Origin of the sequence: Pseudomonas oryzihabitans (assembly GCF_001518815.1) — a bacterium.
Taxonomy (GTDB): domain Bacteria; phylum Pseudomonadota; class Gammaproteobacteria; order Pseudomonadales; family Pseudomonadaceae; genus Chryseomonas; species Chryseomonas oryzihabitans_E.
In genome coordinates this window covers 29173-44199 of the sequence record NZ_CP013987.1, presented here as the reverse complement: position 1 = coordinate 44199, position 15027 = coordinate 29173, and the positions used below count along the sequence as shown (strand labels likewise).

The following is a 15027-nucleotide window of genomic DNA, read 5'->3' as shown; positions in this document are numbered from 1 at the left end:
GAGTGTGGCCGGTCGCCATCCTGGCGACCTGAGAGAGGTTAGGGGTTGCGCACCTTGTCCATCAGCTCCAGCTGGCGGGTAGCGGTCAGGATCAGGCCGTAGCTGATCTTGTCATAGGCGCGAAAGACCATCAGCAGACCGGCACGCTCGTCGGGGATCTTCACCAGTTCGCCGGTGATGCGATCACGTACCGTCTCGCCGGTCTTGTACACGGCCAGGACGTTACCCTCGATCAGGCCATCGCGGGTGCCTTTGTTGAGGGTCACCACATCGAACTGGCCGACCTGGGTGACGCCGCGGGGCACGTCGAGGATCAGGCCGCTGACGTCGCGGGCCGGGGCGCTGGGCATGAAGGTGGAATTCACCAGCCGTTCCTCGGTGGGGAACAGCCGGTCGCCCAGGCGAACCTCCTGGGTGGTGCGGGTCAGCTTCAGGGTGGCGATATCGCCTTCCTGGGTGACCAGGTCGGCGCTGCCGATGAAGTCGCCGTTGATGCCGAGAAAGGCGCCGGTCTTGGGATCGACATAGGTCTTGCCCTGGCGGTAGATGCCATAGGCGGACACCCCTGGCTGCAACTTGCCGCGCACATAGATGCGATCACCGGCGCCGCTCACCACGCGTTCGGCGTTGCCGGCCACCACATAGGGCGCCGACTGGAACTGTTCGGCCGAGTCGATGGCGCGATTCTGCAGCAGGAAGCTGTTCACCGCTTCCAGCGGAATGGCCGGGATGGCTTCGGCGATAGGCGTGCTGCGCACCGTGGGCGACAGCTTGACCGTGCCACGCGAGGCACCGCGGTTGAGCTGCAGGCGCGGCTGGCCGTCGACGTAGCTCAGCACCAGGGTGTCGCCGGGATAGATGAGGTGGGGATTCTTGATCTGCGGATTGGCCTGCCAGATCTCTGGCCATTCCCAGGGCTTGCTGAGGAATCTGGCGGAGATGTCCCAGAGGGTATCGCCACGGACCACGGTATAGCTTTCCGGGTGGTCCTGACGCAGGGTGACCGCCGCGTACGCCGACTGCAGGGCGCCCCCTGCGACCAGCAGCAGGGCGAACAAAGATTTCCTCATGCGTCGAATCCCTTTACACTTGGCTTTGAAGAACCGTCTTCACGCAAACGTCGGGGAATCGCCCCAGTCGTGCCCTGAGTGCCACCTCTGTCGGCACCGGGCAGCGCAGGCGCTCATCCCCGTCGACCGACGTCATCCACCTTCCGGGACCTGCCCGAAGCGGGTGGATACAACGCTGCGGCATCTTAGCAGCGCCCCTTGACTGTATTCCACAAGTGCCCTCAACGCCATGGCGATCCTAGACATCCTCGAATTTCCCGATCCCCGCCTGCGCACCGTCGCCAAGCCCATCGACGTGGTCGACGACGCTCTGCGCCAGACCATCGACGACATGTTCGAGACCATGTACGAAGCGCCCGGCATCGGTCTGGCCGCCACCCAGGTCAACGTCCATCGCCGCCTGGTGGTGATCGACGTCAGCGAAGACAAGAGCGAACCGCTGGTCTTCATCAATCCGGAAGCCGAGCCGCTCACCCAGGAACTGGGCGAGTACCAGGAAGGCTGCCTGTCGATCCCCGGGTTCTACGAAAAGGTCTGCCGTCCCGAGCGCGTCCGGGTGACTGCCCTGGACCGCGACGGCAAGTCCTTCGAGCTGGAGTGCGACGGCCTGCTGGCGGTGTGCATCCAGCACGAGATCGATCACCTCGATGGCAAGCTGTTCGTCGACTATCTGTCGCCGCTCAAGCGTGATCGCATCAAGAAGAAGCTCGAAAAGCAGCAGCGCCACAAGGCCTGATCGCCCTGGCGGACGGCGTCTCTGGCGTCCGCCGCTCGCCCTTTCCGCCAGGTCCGCCATGTCCAGATCCCTACGCCTCGTCTTCGCCGGAACCCCGGAATTCGCCGCCGTGCACCTGCAGGCGCTGATCGACGCCGGTTACCCCATCGCTGCCGTCTACACCCAGCCGGATCGCCCTGCCGGGCGTGGCCAGAAGCTGGCCATGAGTCCGGTCAAGCAGCTGGCACTGGCCCACGGCATCCCCGTGCAGCAGCCGCCAACCCTGCGTGATCCCGCGGCCCAGGCCACCCTGGCGGCCCTGGAACCCGACCTGCTGGTGGTAGTGGCCTACGGCCTGATCCTGCCCCAGGTGGTGCTGGACATCCCTCGCCTGGGTTGCATCAACAGCCATGCCTCGCTGCTGCCGCGCTGGCGAGGCGCGGCGCCCATCCAGCGTGCGCTGGAGGCGGGCGATGCCGAGTCCGGCGTCACCGTGATGCGCATGGAGGCCGGCCTGGATACCGGGCCGATGCTGAGCAAGGTCAAGACGCCCCTGACCGCCACGGACACCGGCGGATGCCTGCACGACCGCCTGGCCGCCCTGGGCGCCGCCGCCGTGGTCCAGGCCCTGCCGGGGCTGGCCGACGGCAGTCTGCAGGGCGAGGTACAGGACGACAACCTGGCCACCTACGCCCACAAGCTCAACAAGGACGAGGCCCGGTTGGACTGGGGTCGTCCGGCGGTGGAACTGGAGCGCCGTATCCGCGCCTTCGATCCCTGGCCGCTGTGCCACACCGCCCTGGCTGGTGAACCCCTCAAGGTCTGGGCCGCGGAACTGGCCGAAGGGCAGGGCGTTCCGGGCATGGTGCTCGACGCCGATCGCGCAGGCCTGCTGGTCGCCTGTGGCGAGGGCGCCCTGCGTCTGACCCGCCTGCAACTGCCTGGCGGCAAACCGCTGGGCTTCGCCGATCTCTACAACGCCCGCCGCGAGCGCTTCGCCCCCGGTCAGGTGCTGGGTCTATGAATCCGCGGCTGGCGGCCACGCGTGCCTTGGCCGCGGTCCTGGCCGGACGTGCCTCCCTGGGCAGCAGCCTGCCCGAGCAATTGGCCAAGGTCGATCCACGTGACCGCGCCCTGGCCCAGGACCTGGCCTTTGGTACCGCGCGCTGGCAGCCGCGGCTGTCACTGCTGGCGGAAAAGCTCCTGCAAAAGCCCTTCAAGGCCGGCGACCGCGATCTCGAAGCCCTGCTGCTGATCGGTCTCTACCAGCTGTTCCACACCCGCATCCCGGCCCATGCCGCCATTGGCGAGACGGTGGGCTGTGTCGACAAGCTGAAGAAGTCCTCGGCCAAGGGTCTGCTCAACGCCGTGCTGCGCCGCGCCCAGCGCGAATACGAGAGCCTGCTGCCGGCCCTGGAGCACGATCCCGCCGCGCGCCTGGCTCATCCACGCTGGCTGCAGAAGACGCTCAAGGCGCGCTGGCCGGAGCAGTGGGAAGCCATCGCCTCCGCGAACAATCTGCACCCGCCGCTGATCCTCAGGGTCAATCGCCGCCAGGGCAGTCGCGATGCCTATCTGGCCGACCTGGCCGCCGCCGGTATCGAGGCGGTGCCCTGCACCTTCAGCGTCGACGGCATCCGCCTGCTGCAACCCCAGGACGTCACCGCCCTGCCGGGTTTTGCCGCGGGTCGGCTCAGCGTGCAGGACGAGGCCGCCCAGCTGGCGGCGGACCTGCTGGAACTGGCGCCCGGCCAGCGAGTGCTGGACGCCTGCGCTGCGCCCGGTGGCAAGACCTGTCACCTGCTGGAGCGCGAACCCGCCCTGGCCGAGGTGGTGGCACTGGATGCCGATGCCGGTCGCCTGGAGCGCGTCGAGCAGAATCTGGCGCGCCTGGGCCTCACGGCCCGTACCCTGGCCGCCGATGGCCGCGCCGTGGCCGACTGGTGGGACGGCACGGCGTTCCAGCGCATCCTGCTGGACGCTCCCTGCAGCGCCACCGGGGTGATCCGCCGTCATCCGGACATCAAGCTGACCCGCCAGGCCAGCGACATCGCGCCCCTGGTGCAGCTGCAGGGTGAATTGCTGGACGCGCTCTGGCCGACGCTGGAGGTAGGCGGCATCCTGGTCTACGCCACCTGCTCGGTGTTGCCGGAAGAAAACAGCGACAACCTCGCCGCCTTTCTCGCCCGCACCCCGGGCGCCCGCGAGCTGGATATCCCCGCTCCCTGGGGCCTTGCCCAGCCCCATGGCCGCCAGCTCCTGCCGCAGCCCGACGGCCACGACGGCTTCTATTACTGCAAGCTGATCAAGATCGCCAAGTAGGAGACCTCGCCATGCTCGAATCCCTGGAGAAAATGCTCGCTCGCGGCCAGGACAATGCCCTGCTCAGGTTCGGTCTGGGCAAGGGCTATCTGGATGCGGGCGAACCTGCGCGGGCGCTCGAGCACCTGGCGCACTGCGTCGAGTTCGATCCGGCGTATTCGGCGGCCTGGAAGCTGCTGGGCAAGGCCCACGAGAGTAGCGGCGACCTGGCAAGCGCCGAAGCCGCCTGGACGCAGGGCCTGCAGGCGGCGCAGGCCAAGGGCGACAAGCAGGCGGAAAAGGAGATGACGGTGTTTCTCAAGCGCCTGGCGCGCCGCGCTCAGTCCTGATCACGCAGGAACTTGAGGCCGGCACCTTCTCCGTCGGTGCGCATGATTTCCATGGTCACCTTGGGTGCCTCCATGGGCAGGTCGAGCACCTGACCCACTACCCGAGTACCTCGCGGCAGCCGCGTCAGTTCGGGATGCACCACGTAGACGCCGCCATCGGACAGATCGCGGGTCTCGCCGACGATCTCGCCATCCGGATAGGCGATCCACAGCCGGCACTTGAGGGGGGTACGGGTATGCTGGCGCTGATCCCGCGAATTCATCGCCTGACTCCCTGACTTGGCGCTTCCTTGAGGTCCGGGCAGCTTCCGGCAAAGCCCGGCGCCTGTCAGCCGCGCGCCGACCGAACGGTCCTGGCGAAGCGCCGAGCGATAGGTCATAAGACGACCGCACGCCCTTCAGGGCCCAGACATGATCCGGGCCAGGGGACTCAGTACCACTTCTCTTCGCCGTCCGGGCGATTCTTGAATCTCTTCATGCTCCACATGTACTGGGTCGGATAGCGACGCACGTAGCCGGCCAGCACCTCGCTCATGGCGGCCACCGAGACCTCCGGATCCGGGTCGTACATGGCCTGGGGGGCGGCTTCCAGGATCACCTTGTAGCCGCTGCCATCTTCCAGGCGCACGGCATGGAAGAACACCCCACGGGCCTTGCCGCGCGCCAGCAGCGAAGGGACGAACTTGCTGGTCAGGGCGGTGGTGCCGAGGAAAGGCACGAAGAGCCCGGCGCTGCGACTCGGCTCGGGATCGGCCGGAATCCCCACGGCACCGCCGCGTCGGACTTCCTTGATCACGCTGATGATACCTTCCGGAGTGGAAGGCGCCACGCGGTTACCCAGCTGGACCCGCTGGCGCTTGAGCAGGTCATCCACCGCCTTCAGCTTGGGCGGCCGGTAGAAGATGATCGGCTTGGCATGGGAGCAATAGAAGTGGTTGAGCAATTCCCAGTTGCCCAGGTGGCTGGTGATGCCCACCACGCCATCGCCGGAGGCCAGGGCTTCTTGGAGGACGTCCATGCCTTCCACCTCGCGCACCAGGCGCAGGGAGCGCTGGGGCGACCAGATCCAGGCGCAGGCGCTTTCGGTTAGGGTCTTGCCGATGCCGCGCAGGCACTCGCGCGACAGCCGTTCCAGGCCGGCGGCATCGAGTTCGGGAAAACAGTGGGCGAGGTTGATGCGGGTAACCTTGCTGGCGCGGGTCGGCAGCTTCCACATGCACCAGCCGATGAATCCACCCAGGCGCTGGACCAGTGGCCAGGGCAGCAGGGCGAAAAGGCGCAGGAAGGCGATCATCAGCGCGCCTTTGAATCTTTCCAAAAGAGGGACTCCTGTCTGAATGCGCCGACAGTTTAGCGTCTACAGGTCCCGGAAACGTTAAGAAAGCGTAAGGTTCGCGCCAACTGGCAGCTATACATTCGACTTTTCTTGCAGTTCTGCCGACGGACGAGCCAACTCGGCATGGCGGTCGCAATCGAGAGTGTGGTCCATCACCAACCCCATGGCCTGCATGAAGGCGTAGCAGATGGTCGGGCCGACAAAGGTGAAACCGGCTTTCTTGAGCGCCTTGCTCATGGCCTCGGCTTCCGGAGTGATCGCCGGCACCTCGTCGCGGTCGCGAAAATGGTTGATGCGTGGCGCGCCACCGACAAAGGACCACAGCCAATCGGCCGGGTCTTCGAGCCTGAGCCAGGCCTGCGCATTCTGACGGGCGGCGCGCAGCTTGGCGCCGTTGCGGATGATGCCTGGGTCCTGCATCAGCTCCGCGAGCTCCGCATCGGTCAACTGCGCCAGCCGCCGAGGATCGAAGCCGTGCAGCACCTGGCGATAGCGCTCGCGCTTCTTCAGCACGGTGATCCACGACAGCCCCGCCTGGAAGCCTTCCAGCAGCAGGAATTCGAAGAGCACCGCTGGATCGCGCTGGGGTACGCCCCATTCGTGGTCGTGATATTCGATGTACAGCGGATCGGCGGTGCACCAGAAGCAACGCGGCATGGCGAAGACTCGGTCGAGGAGGAAAGGCCGCACCTTAGCGCAATTGCCCGCCAGCGGAGGCGAATCACAACGGATTCTGGAATGGTGGTATGGCGAATACTCAGAACGCACGTTTCTACCAGGCCGCAGGCGCTGCTACCTTAGGAGCAGCTACCTTTATCGCGGCCATGGGCCGCTCCTACAGGCCAACCCGTACCTGTAGGAGCGCCCATGGCCGCGAGAGAGCGCGCAGGCAGCCATCCTTGCCAAATACCGCCGGGCAGCCCTACGAGCCCATGCGGTCACCCCCGGCTTTCAGCTATACTCTCCGGCTTTTCGTCGCAGCCGAACGGGTATTTTTCGTGAGCCAGTCCAAGCCCACCGCGCGCACCTTCCAAGACTTGATCCTGGCCTTGCAGCAATACTGGGCCGAGCAGGGCTGCGTGGTACTCCAGCCTTATGACATGGAAGTTGGCGCCGGTACCTTCCACACCGCCACCTTCCTGCGCGCCATCGGTCCCGAGACCTGGAACGCCGCCTATGTGCAGCCCAGCCGCCGCCCCACCGACGGTCGCTATGGCGAGAACCCAAACCGCCTGCAGCACTACTACCAGTTCCAGGTGGTCCTGAAGCCCAATCCGGACAACTTCCAGGAGCTCTACCTGGGTTCCCTGGCCGCCATCGGCCTGGATCCGCTGGTGCACGACGTGCGTTTCGTCGAGGACAACTGGGAATCGCCCACCCTGGGCGCCTGGGGTCTGGGCTGGGAAGTCTGGCTCAACGGCATGGAAGTCACCCAGTTCACCTACTTCCAGCAGGCCGGCGGTATCGAGTGCTATCCGGTGACCGGCGAGATCACCTATGGCCTGGAACGCCTGGCCATGTACCTGCAGGGCGTAGACTCGGTCTACGACCTGATCTGGGCCGACGGTCCCTTTGGCACCGTGACCTATGGCGACGTCTTCCACCAGAACGAGGTGGAGCAGAGCACCTACAACTTCGAGCACGCCAATGTGCCCAAGCTGTTCGAGCTGTTCGACTTCTATGAGTCCGAGGCCAATCGCCTGATCGCCCTGGACCTGCCGCTGCCCACCTACGAGATGGTGCTCAAGGCCTCCCACACCTTCAACCTGCTGGACGCCCGCCGCGCCATCTCGGTGACCGAACGCCAGCGCTACATCCTGCGCGTGCGCACCCTGGCCCGCAGCGTCGCCCAGGGCTACTTCAAGGCCCGCGCCCGGCTAGGCTTCCCGCTGGCCACCCCGGCGCTGCGCGACGAAATCCTGGGTCGCGACGATGTCCAAGCGCTGCTCAAGGAGGGCGAATGATGAGCGATACCCTGGATTTCCTGGTCGAACTGGGTACCGAAGAACTGCCCCCCAAGGCGCTCAAGACCCTCGGCGACAGCTTTCTCTCCGGCATCGAGAAGGGCCTCAAGCAGGCCGGTCTCGGCTACGCCAGCGCCCGCGCCTATGCCGCGCCGCGCCGTCTGGCGGTACTGGTCGAAGCCCTGCAGACCCAGCAGCCCGAGCGGAGTGTCAACCTGGATGGCCCGCCGGTCCAGGCCGCCTTTGGCGCCGATGGCCAGCCCACCCAGGCGGCTCTGGGTTTCGCCCGCAAGTGTGGCGTCGACATCAGCGCCATCGATCGCAGCGGCCCCAAGCTGAGATTTTCCCAGAGCATTCCCGGCCAGCCAGCCGCCTCCCTGCTGCCTGGTATCGTCGAGGCGTCCCTGGCCGAGCTGCCGATTCCCAAGCGCATGCGCTGGGCCGCCCGCCGCGAGGAGTTCGTCCGTCCGACCCAGTGGCTGGTGATGCTGCTGGGCGATGAGGTCATCGACTGCGAGATCCTCACCCGCCGTGCCGGTCGTGAGTCCCGTGGCCATCGTTTCCACCATCCCGATGCCGTGCGTATCAGCGCCCCGGCCCACTATGCCGCCGATCTGCGTGCCGCCCATGTGCTGGCCGACTTCGCCGAGCGACGTCAGCTCATCGAGTCCCGCGTGGCCGAACTGGCTGCGGCGGAGCAGGGCAGCGCCGTGGTGCCGCCCGCGCTGCTGGACGAGGTGACCGCCCTGGTGGAATGGCCGGTGCCCCTGGTCTGCGCCTTCGAGGAACGCTTCCTCGAAGTGCCCCAGGAAGCGCTCATCACCACCATGCAGGACAACCAGAAGTACTTCTGCCTGCTGGACGCCCAGGGCAAGCTCTTGCCACGTTTCATCACCGTGGCCAACCTGGAAAGCAAGGATCCGGCGCAGATCGTCAGCGGCAACGAGAAGGTGGTGCGCCCCCGTCTCACCGATGCCGAGTTCTTCTTCAAGCAGGACCAGAAGCAGCCGCTGGAAAGCTTCAACGAGCGCCTCAAGAACGTGGTCTTCCAGGCCCAGCTCGGCACGGTCTACGACAAGGCCCAGCGCGTCGCCGCCCTGGCCGCCTTTATCGCCGAACGCATCGGCGGTGATGCTGAGCGTGCCCACCGCGCCGGCGTGCTTGCCAAGTGCGACCTGGCCACCGAGATGGTCGGCGAATTCCCCGAGATGCAGGGCATCGCTGGCTACTACTACGCCAAGAAAGGCGGCGAGGCCGAAGACGTGGCCCTGGCGCTCAACGAGCAGTACATGCCGCGCGGCGCCGGCGCCGAACTGCCGCAGACCCTGACCGGCGCGGCGGTAGCCCTGGCCGACAAGCTCGATACCCTGGTCGGCATCTTCGGCATCGGCATGCTGCCCACCGGCAGCAAGGATCCCTTCGCTCTGCGCCGTCAGGCCCTGGGCGTGCTGCGCATCCTCATCGAGAAGGGACTGGAGCTGGATCTGCCAGCCGCCGTCGCCTTCGCCATCGCCGGCTACGGCGAGCGGGTCAAGACGGCCGGCCTGCAGGAGCAGGTACTGGACTTCGTCTTCGACCGGCTGCGCGCCCGCTACGAGGACGAAGGCATCGACACCGCCGCCTACCTGGCCGTGCGCGCCCTGCGTCCGGCCTCGGCACTGGATTTCGACCAGCGCGTCCAGGCCGTGCAGGCCTTCCGTCGCCTGCCCGAAGCCGAAGCCCTGGCGGCCGCCAACAAGCGTGTCTCCAACCTGCTCGGTAAATTCGAAGGTCAGGTTGCCGCCCAGGCCGATGCCGCCTTGTTCGAGACTGACGCCGAGCGCACCCTGGCCGCCGCCATCGCCGCTGCCGAGCGGGATGCCGCGCCCCTGGCCGAAGCCCGTCGCTATGGCGAAGCCCTCGAGCGTCTGGCCAGCCTGCGCGCGCCGGTGGATGCCTTCTTCGACGAAGTCCTGGTCAACGCCGAAGACGAGCGCGTCCGCGCCAATCGCTATGCGCTGCTCGCGCATCTGCGCGGCCTGTTCCTCGGCATCGCCGACATCTCGGTGCTGGGCTAGGGCATGAAGTTGATCGTGCTGGACCGCGATGGCGTCATCAATGTCGACTCCGATGACTACGTGCGTAGCGCCGAGCAGTGGCAACCGCTGCCCGGCAGCCTCGCCGCGATCGCCCGCCTGAACCGGGCCGGCTGGCAGGTGGCCGTGGCCACCAACCAGTCAGGTCTGGCCCGAGGCTATTTCACGGAAGATGACCTGGCGGCCATGCACGAGAAGCTGCAACGCCTGCTGGCGGAGGAGGGCGGCCGGGTCGATCTGATCCTGCACTGCCCCCATGGCCCGGAAGCAGGCTGTGACTGCCGCAAGCCGCTACCCGGCCTGTTCCGCGCCATTGCCACCCATTACGGGCGCTCTGATCTTGCGGAAGTCCCCGTGGTCGGCGACAGCCTGCGCGACCTGGAAGCCGGCGTGGCCCTTGGCTGTACGCCCTACCTGGTGCGTACCGGCAAGGGCGAGCGCACCCTGGCCAAGCCCTTACCATCCGGTACCCAGGTCTTCGCCGACCTGGCTGCGGTGGTTGATCACCTGCTTGAGGAAACGCGCTGATGCGGCTCTTGCGTACCCTGTTGTTCTACGTGCTGCTGGGGACCAGCGGCATCCTCTGGTCCTGCGTCAGCCTGCTGATCGCGCCCTTCCTGGCCTATCGCGCTCGCTATCGGCTAGTGGTCAAGGCCTGGACCGGCTTTGCCGTCTGGCTGGCCAAGGTCATCTGCGGCATTCGTTACGAAATCGAAGGGCTGGAAAACGTCCCGGCGCAGCCCTGCGTGATCGTGGCCAACCACCAGAGCACCTGGGAAACCTTCTTCCTGTCCGCCCAGTTCGAACCCACCTCCCAGGTGATCAAGCGCGAACTGCTGCGGATTCCCTTCTTTGGCTGGGCTTTCTCGCTGCTCAAGCCCATCGCCATCGACCGCGACAACGGCAAGCTGGCCCTGCAGCAGCTGACCGAGCAGGGCGGCCGCTACCTGGCCCAGGGCTGCTGGGTGCTGATCTTCCCCCAGGGCACCCGCATCGATCCTGGCAAGATGGGCAAGTTCTCCCGCGGTGGTGCCGCCCTGGCCTGCAGCCTGAACGTCCCCATCCTGCCCATTGCCCACAACGCCGGCGCCTACTGGCCAAATCGTTCCTGGATCAAGTCGCCGGGGACCATCAAGGTCAGCATCGGCCCGCTGCTCTATCCACAGGGTCAGGATCCCCGCGCCATCGTCGATCTGAATGCCCGCAGCTTTGCCTTCATCGAGCAGGCGCTTGCGCCCGCCTCTGACGCCAGCCCAACCGAGCGCCGCGTCGCCTGACCGCATAATCGCCTGATCGCCAGGCCGCAATGGCCTGGCTGTTTTCACCGGTTTTCCTCACTTTACCCACACACTTATCCACAGGCCGACTAGGCATTTCTGCGTGCCTGAATTTCGGCCTGCTACCTCGGATCAGCGCTCATCCACAAGTACCGACAAGCTTATTCCCAAGCTTATCCACAGGATGATCCTTTATAGCCTGTGTCTCTATGCCGCATGGCACGGCCTCTTTGCTTGCATTCAAAGGTCTCTTCAAAAGACGCTGAGCAAAACTATCCACAAAACCCCTGGCTATAAGATGAGCGGCATTCCTGAGCAGGGAACGAAACGGCGTCTGCCTCTAGCCAGAATGTTTTCCACAAAAAAGCCCCGCATGGCGGGGCTTGTGCATAACCGAAGCTATCAGACGTCGAGGTTCGACACCGCCAGGGCGTTGCTCTCGATGAAGTCGCGACGCGGTTCCACCTGATCACCCATCAAGGTGTTGAAGATCTGATCCGCCGTGATGGCATCCTCGATGGTGACCTGAAGCATGCGGCGCACGTTCGGGTCCATGGTGGTTTCCCACAGCTGATCCGGATTCATCTCGCCCAGCCCCTTATAGCGCTGGATGTTGAATCTCTTGCTGGTCTCGTTCATCAGCCATTCCCAGGCTTCCTTGAAGGTGCTGACCGGGCGACGGCGTTCGCCGCGCTTGGCATAGGCACCTTCTTCCAGCAGGTTGTCCAGCTGGGCGGCCAGCTCGGTCACCAGGCGGTAATCGTTGCTGCCGAAGAAGTCCCGGTTGAAGGTGACGTAGCTGGACAGGCCATGGGCGAGGGTCTCCACCTCTGGTAGCCACAGACCTCGCTCGCGGTCCTCGCGCAGGCTGACACGGTAGGTGGTGCCGGAGCGCTCGGAGGTCTGCAGGCGTGCGTTAAGGCCTTCCAGCCACTGACGCATCGCCGCTTCATCGGCCAGCTGATCGACACCGACCCGCGGCAGGTACAACAGGTGTTCGCTGACGGCGGCCGGATACAGCCGCGACAGGCGCTTGAAGGTCTTCATCACCTGGCGGTAGCTGTTCACCAGCTTCTCGAGTTCCACGCCGGAGAGGCCCGGGGCGTTCTCGTTGACATGCAGGCTGGCTTCTTCGAGGGCGGTCTGGGTCAGGTATTCCTCCATCGCCTCGTCGTCCTTGATGTACTGCTCCTGCTTGCCACGCTTCACCTTGTACAGCGGCGGCTGGGCGATGTAGATGTAGCCCCGCTCAATCAGCAGCGGCATCTGACGGAAGAAGAAGGTCAGCAGCAGGGTACGGATGTGCGAGCCGTCGACATCGGCATCGGTCATGATGATGATGTTGTGGTAGCGCAGCTTGTCGATGTTGAACTCTTCGCGGCCGATACCACAGCCCAGCGCGGTGATCAGGGTGCCCACTTCCTGGGAGGAGAGCATCTTGTCGAAGCGCGCTTTCTCGACGTTGAGGATCTTGCCCTTGAGCGGCAGGATCGCCTGGGTGCGTCGGTTGCGGCCCTGCTTGGCCGAACCACCGGCGGAGTCACCCTCCACGATGTAGAGTTCCGACAGCGCCGGGTCCTTCTCCTGGCAGTCCGCCAGCTTGCCAGGCAGGCCGGCGATGTCCAGGGCGCCCTTGCGCCGGGTCATCTCCCGCGCCTTACGGGCCGCTTCACGAGCCCGCGCGGCATCGATCATCTTGCCGACCACCGCCTTGGCTTCGTTGGGATTCTCCAGCAGGAAATCGGAGAAGTGCTTGCCCATCTCCTGTTCCACCGCGGTCTTCACCTCGGAGGAGACCAGCTTGTCCTTGGTCTGGGAGGAGAACTTGGGATCCGGCACCTTGACCGAGATGATGGCGGTCAGGCCTTCGCGGGCATCGTCACCGGTGGTGGCCACCTTGAACTTCTTGGCCAGGCCCTCGGCCTCGATGTAGCTGTTCAGGTTGCGCGTCAGCGCCGAGCGGAAGCCCGCCAGGTGGGTACCGCCATCGCGCTGGGGAATGTTGTTGGTGAAGCAGAGGATGTTCTCGTTGAAGCTGTCATTCCACTGCAGGGCCACTTCCACGGCCACGCCGTCGTCCTCGCGCTGCACCTGGAAGTGGAACACCTCGTTCACCGCGGTCTTGTTGGTGTTCAGGTAGTCAACGAAGGCGCGCAGGCCACCCTCGTACTTGAACAGCTCTTCCTTGCCGCTGCGCTCGTCGCGCAGGACGATGCCCACGCCGGAATTGAGGAAGGACAGCTCGCGAATCCGCTTGGCCAGGATGTCCCAGTTGAACTGGATATTGTTGAAGGTCTCAGCCGAGGGCTTGAAGTGCACCTGGGTACCGGTGGTGTCTGTCTCGCCGATCACTGCCAGGGGTGCCTGGGGCACGCCATGCACATAGACCTGCTCCCACACCTGGCCGGCGCGGCGAATGGTCAGCCGCAACTCCTCGGACAGGGCGTTAACCACCGAGACGCCCACGCCGTGCAGGCCGCCGGACACCTTGTAGGTGTTGTCGTCGAACTTACCGCCGGCGTGCAAGACGGTCATGATGACCTCGGCCGCCGAGACGCCTTCTTCCTTGTGGATGTCCACCGGGATGCCGCGACCGTTGTCGCGTACGGTGATGGATTCATCCATGTGGATGGTGATGCTGATTTCGCTGCAGAAGCCGGCCAGGGCTTCGTCGATGGAGTTGTCCACCACCTCGAAGACCATGTGGTGCAGGCCGGTGCCGTCATCGGTGTCGCCGATGTACATGCCGGGGCGCTTGCGCACGGCATCCAGTCCCTTCAGCACCTTGATGCTGGAAGAGTCGTAGGTATTGTTCTCGCTCATGCTTGGCTCCCGCTAGTGTGGGTCTGCTTGATATGGCCGTGTTCCACGTGAAACACGCTGACCTCTGTCTCCGGCCGCCAGGCGGCCTGTAGCGTCTCGCGCTCGACACAGGTAATGAAGACTTGGCACTCCAGTGCCTCCAGCAGCCGGCACAAGGCCAGCCGGTGTCCCTCGTCCAGTTCCGAGGGCAGATCGTCGATGAGATAGACGCACTGGCCTCGCTTGACCTGGTTGACCAGCCGCCCCTGGGCAATGCGCAGTGCGCACACCACCAGCTTCTGCTGACCACGCGACAGGATGTCCGCCGCGTTGTGATTGCCAATACGGATCCGCAGGTCGGCGCGCTGCGGGCCGGCCTGGGTATGCCCCAGCTGCAGATCCCGCGGCAGGCTGTCCGCCAGCACCTCACGCAGATCGCGCTCGCGGTCCCAGCCGCGGTAATAACTCAGGGTCAGGCCGTCCAGCTGGATCAGCTCGGCCAGCACCGCCGTGAATTCCGGCTTCAGACGCTGGATATAGGCCTGGCGAAAACCATCGATCTCGCCGCTGGCCAGGGCCAGTTCCTGATCCCAGGCGGCCTGCGCCGCAGGGTCGATTTTACCACGTCTGAGCCAGTGATTTCGCTGCCTGAGCGCCTTTTGCAGGCGTTGCCAGAGCGGCAGGAAGCGCTGTTCCTCGTGGAACACGCCCCAGTCGAGAAACTGCCGCCTGATCTTGGGGCTGCCTTCGAGCAGCCGGAAGCCATCGGGGTTGATCAGCTGCAGCGGCAGCACCTCGGCCAGTTGCGCCGCGCTGCGGGCATTCTCGCCATTGATGCGGATCTGGTAGTCACCGCCGCGCTCGCGCTGGATACCCAGGTTGCAATCCTGGCCACCGGGCAGCCGCACCTGGCCGAACACCGTGCAACTGGCCTGCTCGTGCTGGATGACCGGCGCCAGCTTGGTACTGCGAAAGGAGCGGGCCAGTCCTAGCAGGTGGATGGCTTCCAGCAGGCTGGTCTTGCCGCTGCCATTGGCGCCATGCAGCAGGTTGACCCGTGGCGAGGGCTGAAGCGCGACCGCCTGCAGATTGCGCAGGCGGTCGGCATTGAAGCGGATCAATGTCATCGAGCGGCGA

General features: G+C 65.3%; 14 protein-coding genes. 8 read left to right on the top strand and 6 right to left on the bottom strand.

Annotated features, from left to right (window positions below; translation table 11 throughout):
- Nucleotides 1-38 precede the first annotated feature (38 nt).
- Nucleotides 39-1070: a LysM peptidoglycan-binding domain-containing protein gene (locus tag APT59_RS00215; protein WP_059313013.1), complete on the bottom strand. Its 1032-nt coding sequence runs from the start codon at nucleotides 1068-1070 to the stop codon at nucleotides 39-41.
- 229 nt (nucleotides 1071-1299) lie between these two features.
- Between APT59_RS00215 and def the strand changes: the two genes are divergently transcribed.
- Genes def through APT59_RS00195 form a run of 4 tightly spaced genes read left to right on the top strand, consistent with a single transcriptional unit; the run spans nucleotide 1300 to nucleotide 4436 of the window.
- On the top strand, nucleotides 1300-1806 hold the full coding sequence (def, locus tag APT59_RS00210; RefSeq protein WP_059313012.1) for a peptide deformylase: 507 nt from the start codon (nucleotides 1300-1302) through the stop codon (nucleotides 1804-1806).
- A gap of 58 nt (nucleotides 1807-1864) precedes the next feature.
- On the top strand, nucleotides 1865-2809 hold the full coding sequence (gene fmt, locus APT59_RS00205) for a methionyl-tRNA formyltransferase (protein ID WP_059313011.1): 945 nt from the start codon (nucleotides 1865-1867) through the stop codon (nucleotides 2807-2809).
- Nucleotides 2806-4107, top strand: a complete 1302-nt coding sequence (gene rsmB / locus APT59_RS00200; RefSeq protein ID WP_059313010.1) for a 16S rRNA (cytosine(967)-C(5))-methyltransferase RsmB — start codon at nucleotides 2806-2808, stop codon at nucleotides 4105-4107. The genes fmt and rsmB overlap by 4 nt, the downstream gene beginning before the upstream one ends.
- 11 nt (nucleotides 4108-4118) lie before the next feature.
- On the top strand, nucleotides 4119-4436 hold the full coding sequence (locus APT59_RS00195; RefSeq protein ID WP_059313009.1) for a tetratricopeptide repeat protein: 318 nt from the start codon (nucleotides 4119-4121) through the stop codon (nucleotides 4434-4436).
- Here APT59_RS00195 and APT59_RS00190 read toward each other — a convergent pair.
- The 3 genes from APT59_RS00190 to APT59_RS00180 form a co-directional block, all read right to left on the bottom strand.
- Entirely contained in the window at nucleotides 4427-4699 is a 273-nt protein-coding gene (locus APT59_RS00190) for a PilZ domain-containing protein (RefSeq protein ID WP_059313008.1), read from the bottom strand. The genes APT59_RS00195 and APT59_RS00190 overlap by 10 nt on opposite strands.
- Before the next feature lie 167 nt (nucleotides 4700-4866).
- On the bottom strand, nucleotides 4867-5754 hold the full coding sequence (locus tag APT59_RS00185; RefSeq protein WP_059313007.1) for a lysophospholipid acyltransferase: 888 nt from the start codon (nucleotides 5752-5754) through the stop codon (nucleotides 4867-4869).
- A gap of 90 nt (nucleotides 5755-5844) precedes the next feature.
- Nucleotides 5845-6429: a DNA-3-methyladenine glycosylase I gene (locus APT59_RS00180; protein WP_059313006.1), complete on the bottom strand. Its 585-nt coding sequence runs from the start codon at nucleotides 6427-6429 to the stop codon at nucleotides 5845-5847.
- 341 nt (nucleotides 6430-6770) lie between these two features.
- Between APT59_RS00180 and glyQ the strand changes: the two genes are divergently transcribed.
- Genes glyQ through APT59_RS00160 form a run of 4 tightly spaced genes read left to right on the top strand, consistent with a single transcriptional unit; the run spans nucleotide 6771 to nucleotide 11088 of the window.
- On the top strand, nucleotides 6771-7736 hold the full coding sequence (gene glyQ, locus APT59_RS00175; protein ID WP_059313005.1) for a glycine--tRNA ligase subunit alpha: 966 nt from the start codon (nucleotides 6771-6773) through the stop codon (nucleotides 7734-7736).
- Nucleotides 7736-9793, top strand: a complete 2058-nt coding sequence (gene glyS, locus APT59_RS00170; RefSeq protein ID WP_059313004.1) for a glycine--tRNA ligase subunit beta — start codon at nucleotides 7736-7738, stop codon at nucleotides 9791-9793. Before glyQ ends, glyS begins: the two co-directional genes overlap by 1 nt.
- 3 nt (nucleotides 9794-9796) lie before the next feature.
- Entirely contained in the window at nucleotides 9797-10339 is a 543-nt protein-coding gene (gene gmhB, locus APT59_RS00165; RefSeq protein ID WP_059313003.1) for a D-glycero-beta-D-manno-heptose 1,7-bisphosphate 7-phosphatase, read from the top strand.
- On the top strand, nucleotides 10339-11088 hold the full coding sequence (locus tag APT59_RS00160) for a lysophospholipid acyltransferase family protein (protein WP_059313002.1): 750 nt from the start codon (nucleotides 10339-10341) through the stop codon (nucleotides 11086-11088). Before gmhB ends, APT59_RS00160 begins: the two co-directional genes overlap by 1 nt.
- A gap of 402 nt (nucleotides 11089-11490) precedes the next feature.
- Here the strand turns inward: APT59_RS00160 and gyrB are convergent, their stop codons facing one another.
- Together gyrB and recF are read right to left on the bottom strand one after the other, a co-directional pair.
- Nucleotides 11491-13911, bottom strand: a complete 2421-nt coding sequence (gene gyrB, locus APT59_RS00155; protein ID WP_059313001.1) for a DNA topoisomerase (ATP-hydrolyzing) subunit B — start codon at nucleotides 13909-13911, stop codon at nucleotides 11491-11493.
- Nucleotides 13908-15017 carry a DNA replication/repair protein RecF gene (gene recF / locus APT59_RS00150; protein WP_017641478.1) on the bottom strand — a complete coding sequence of 370 codons (1110 nt, stop codon included), beginning with the start codon at nucleotides 15015-15017 and terminating at the stop codon, nucleotides 13908-13910. Before recF ends, gyrB begins: the two co-directional genes overlap by 4 nt.
- Nucleotides 15018-15027 lie beyond the last annotated feature (10 nt).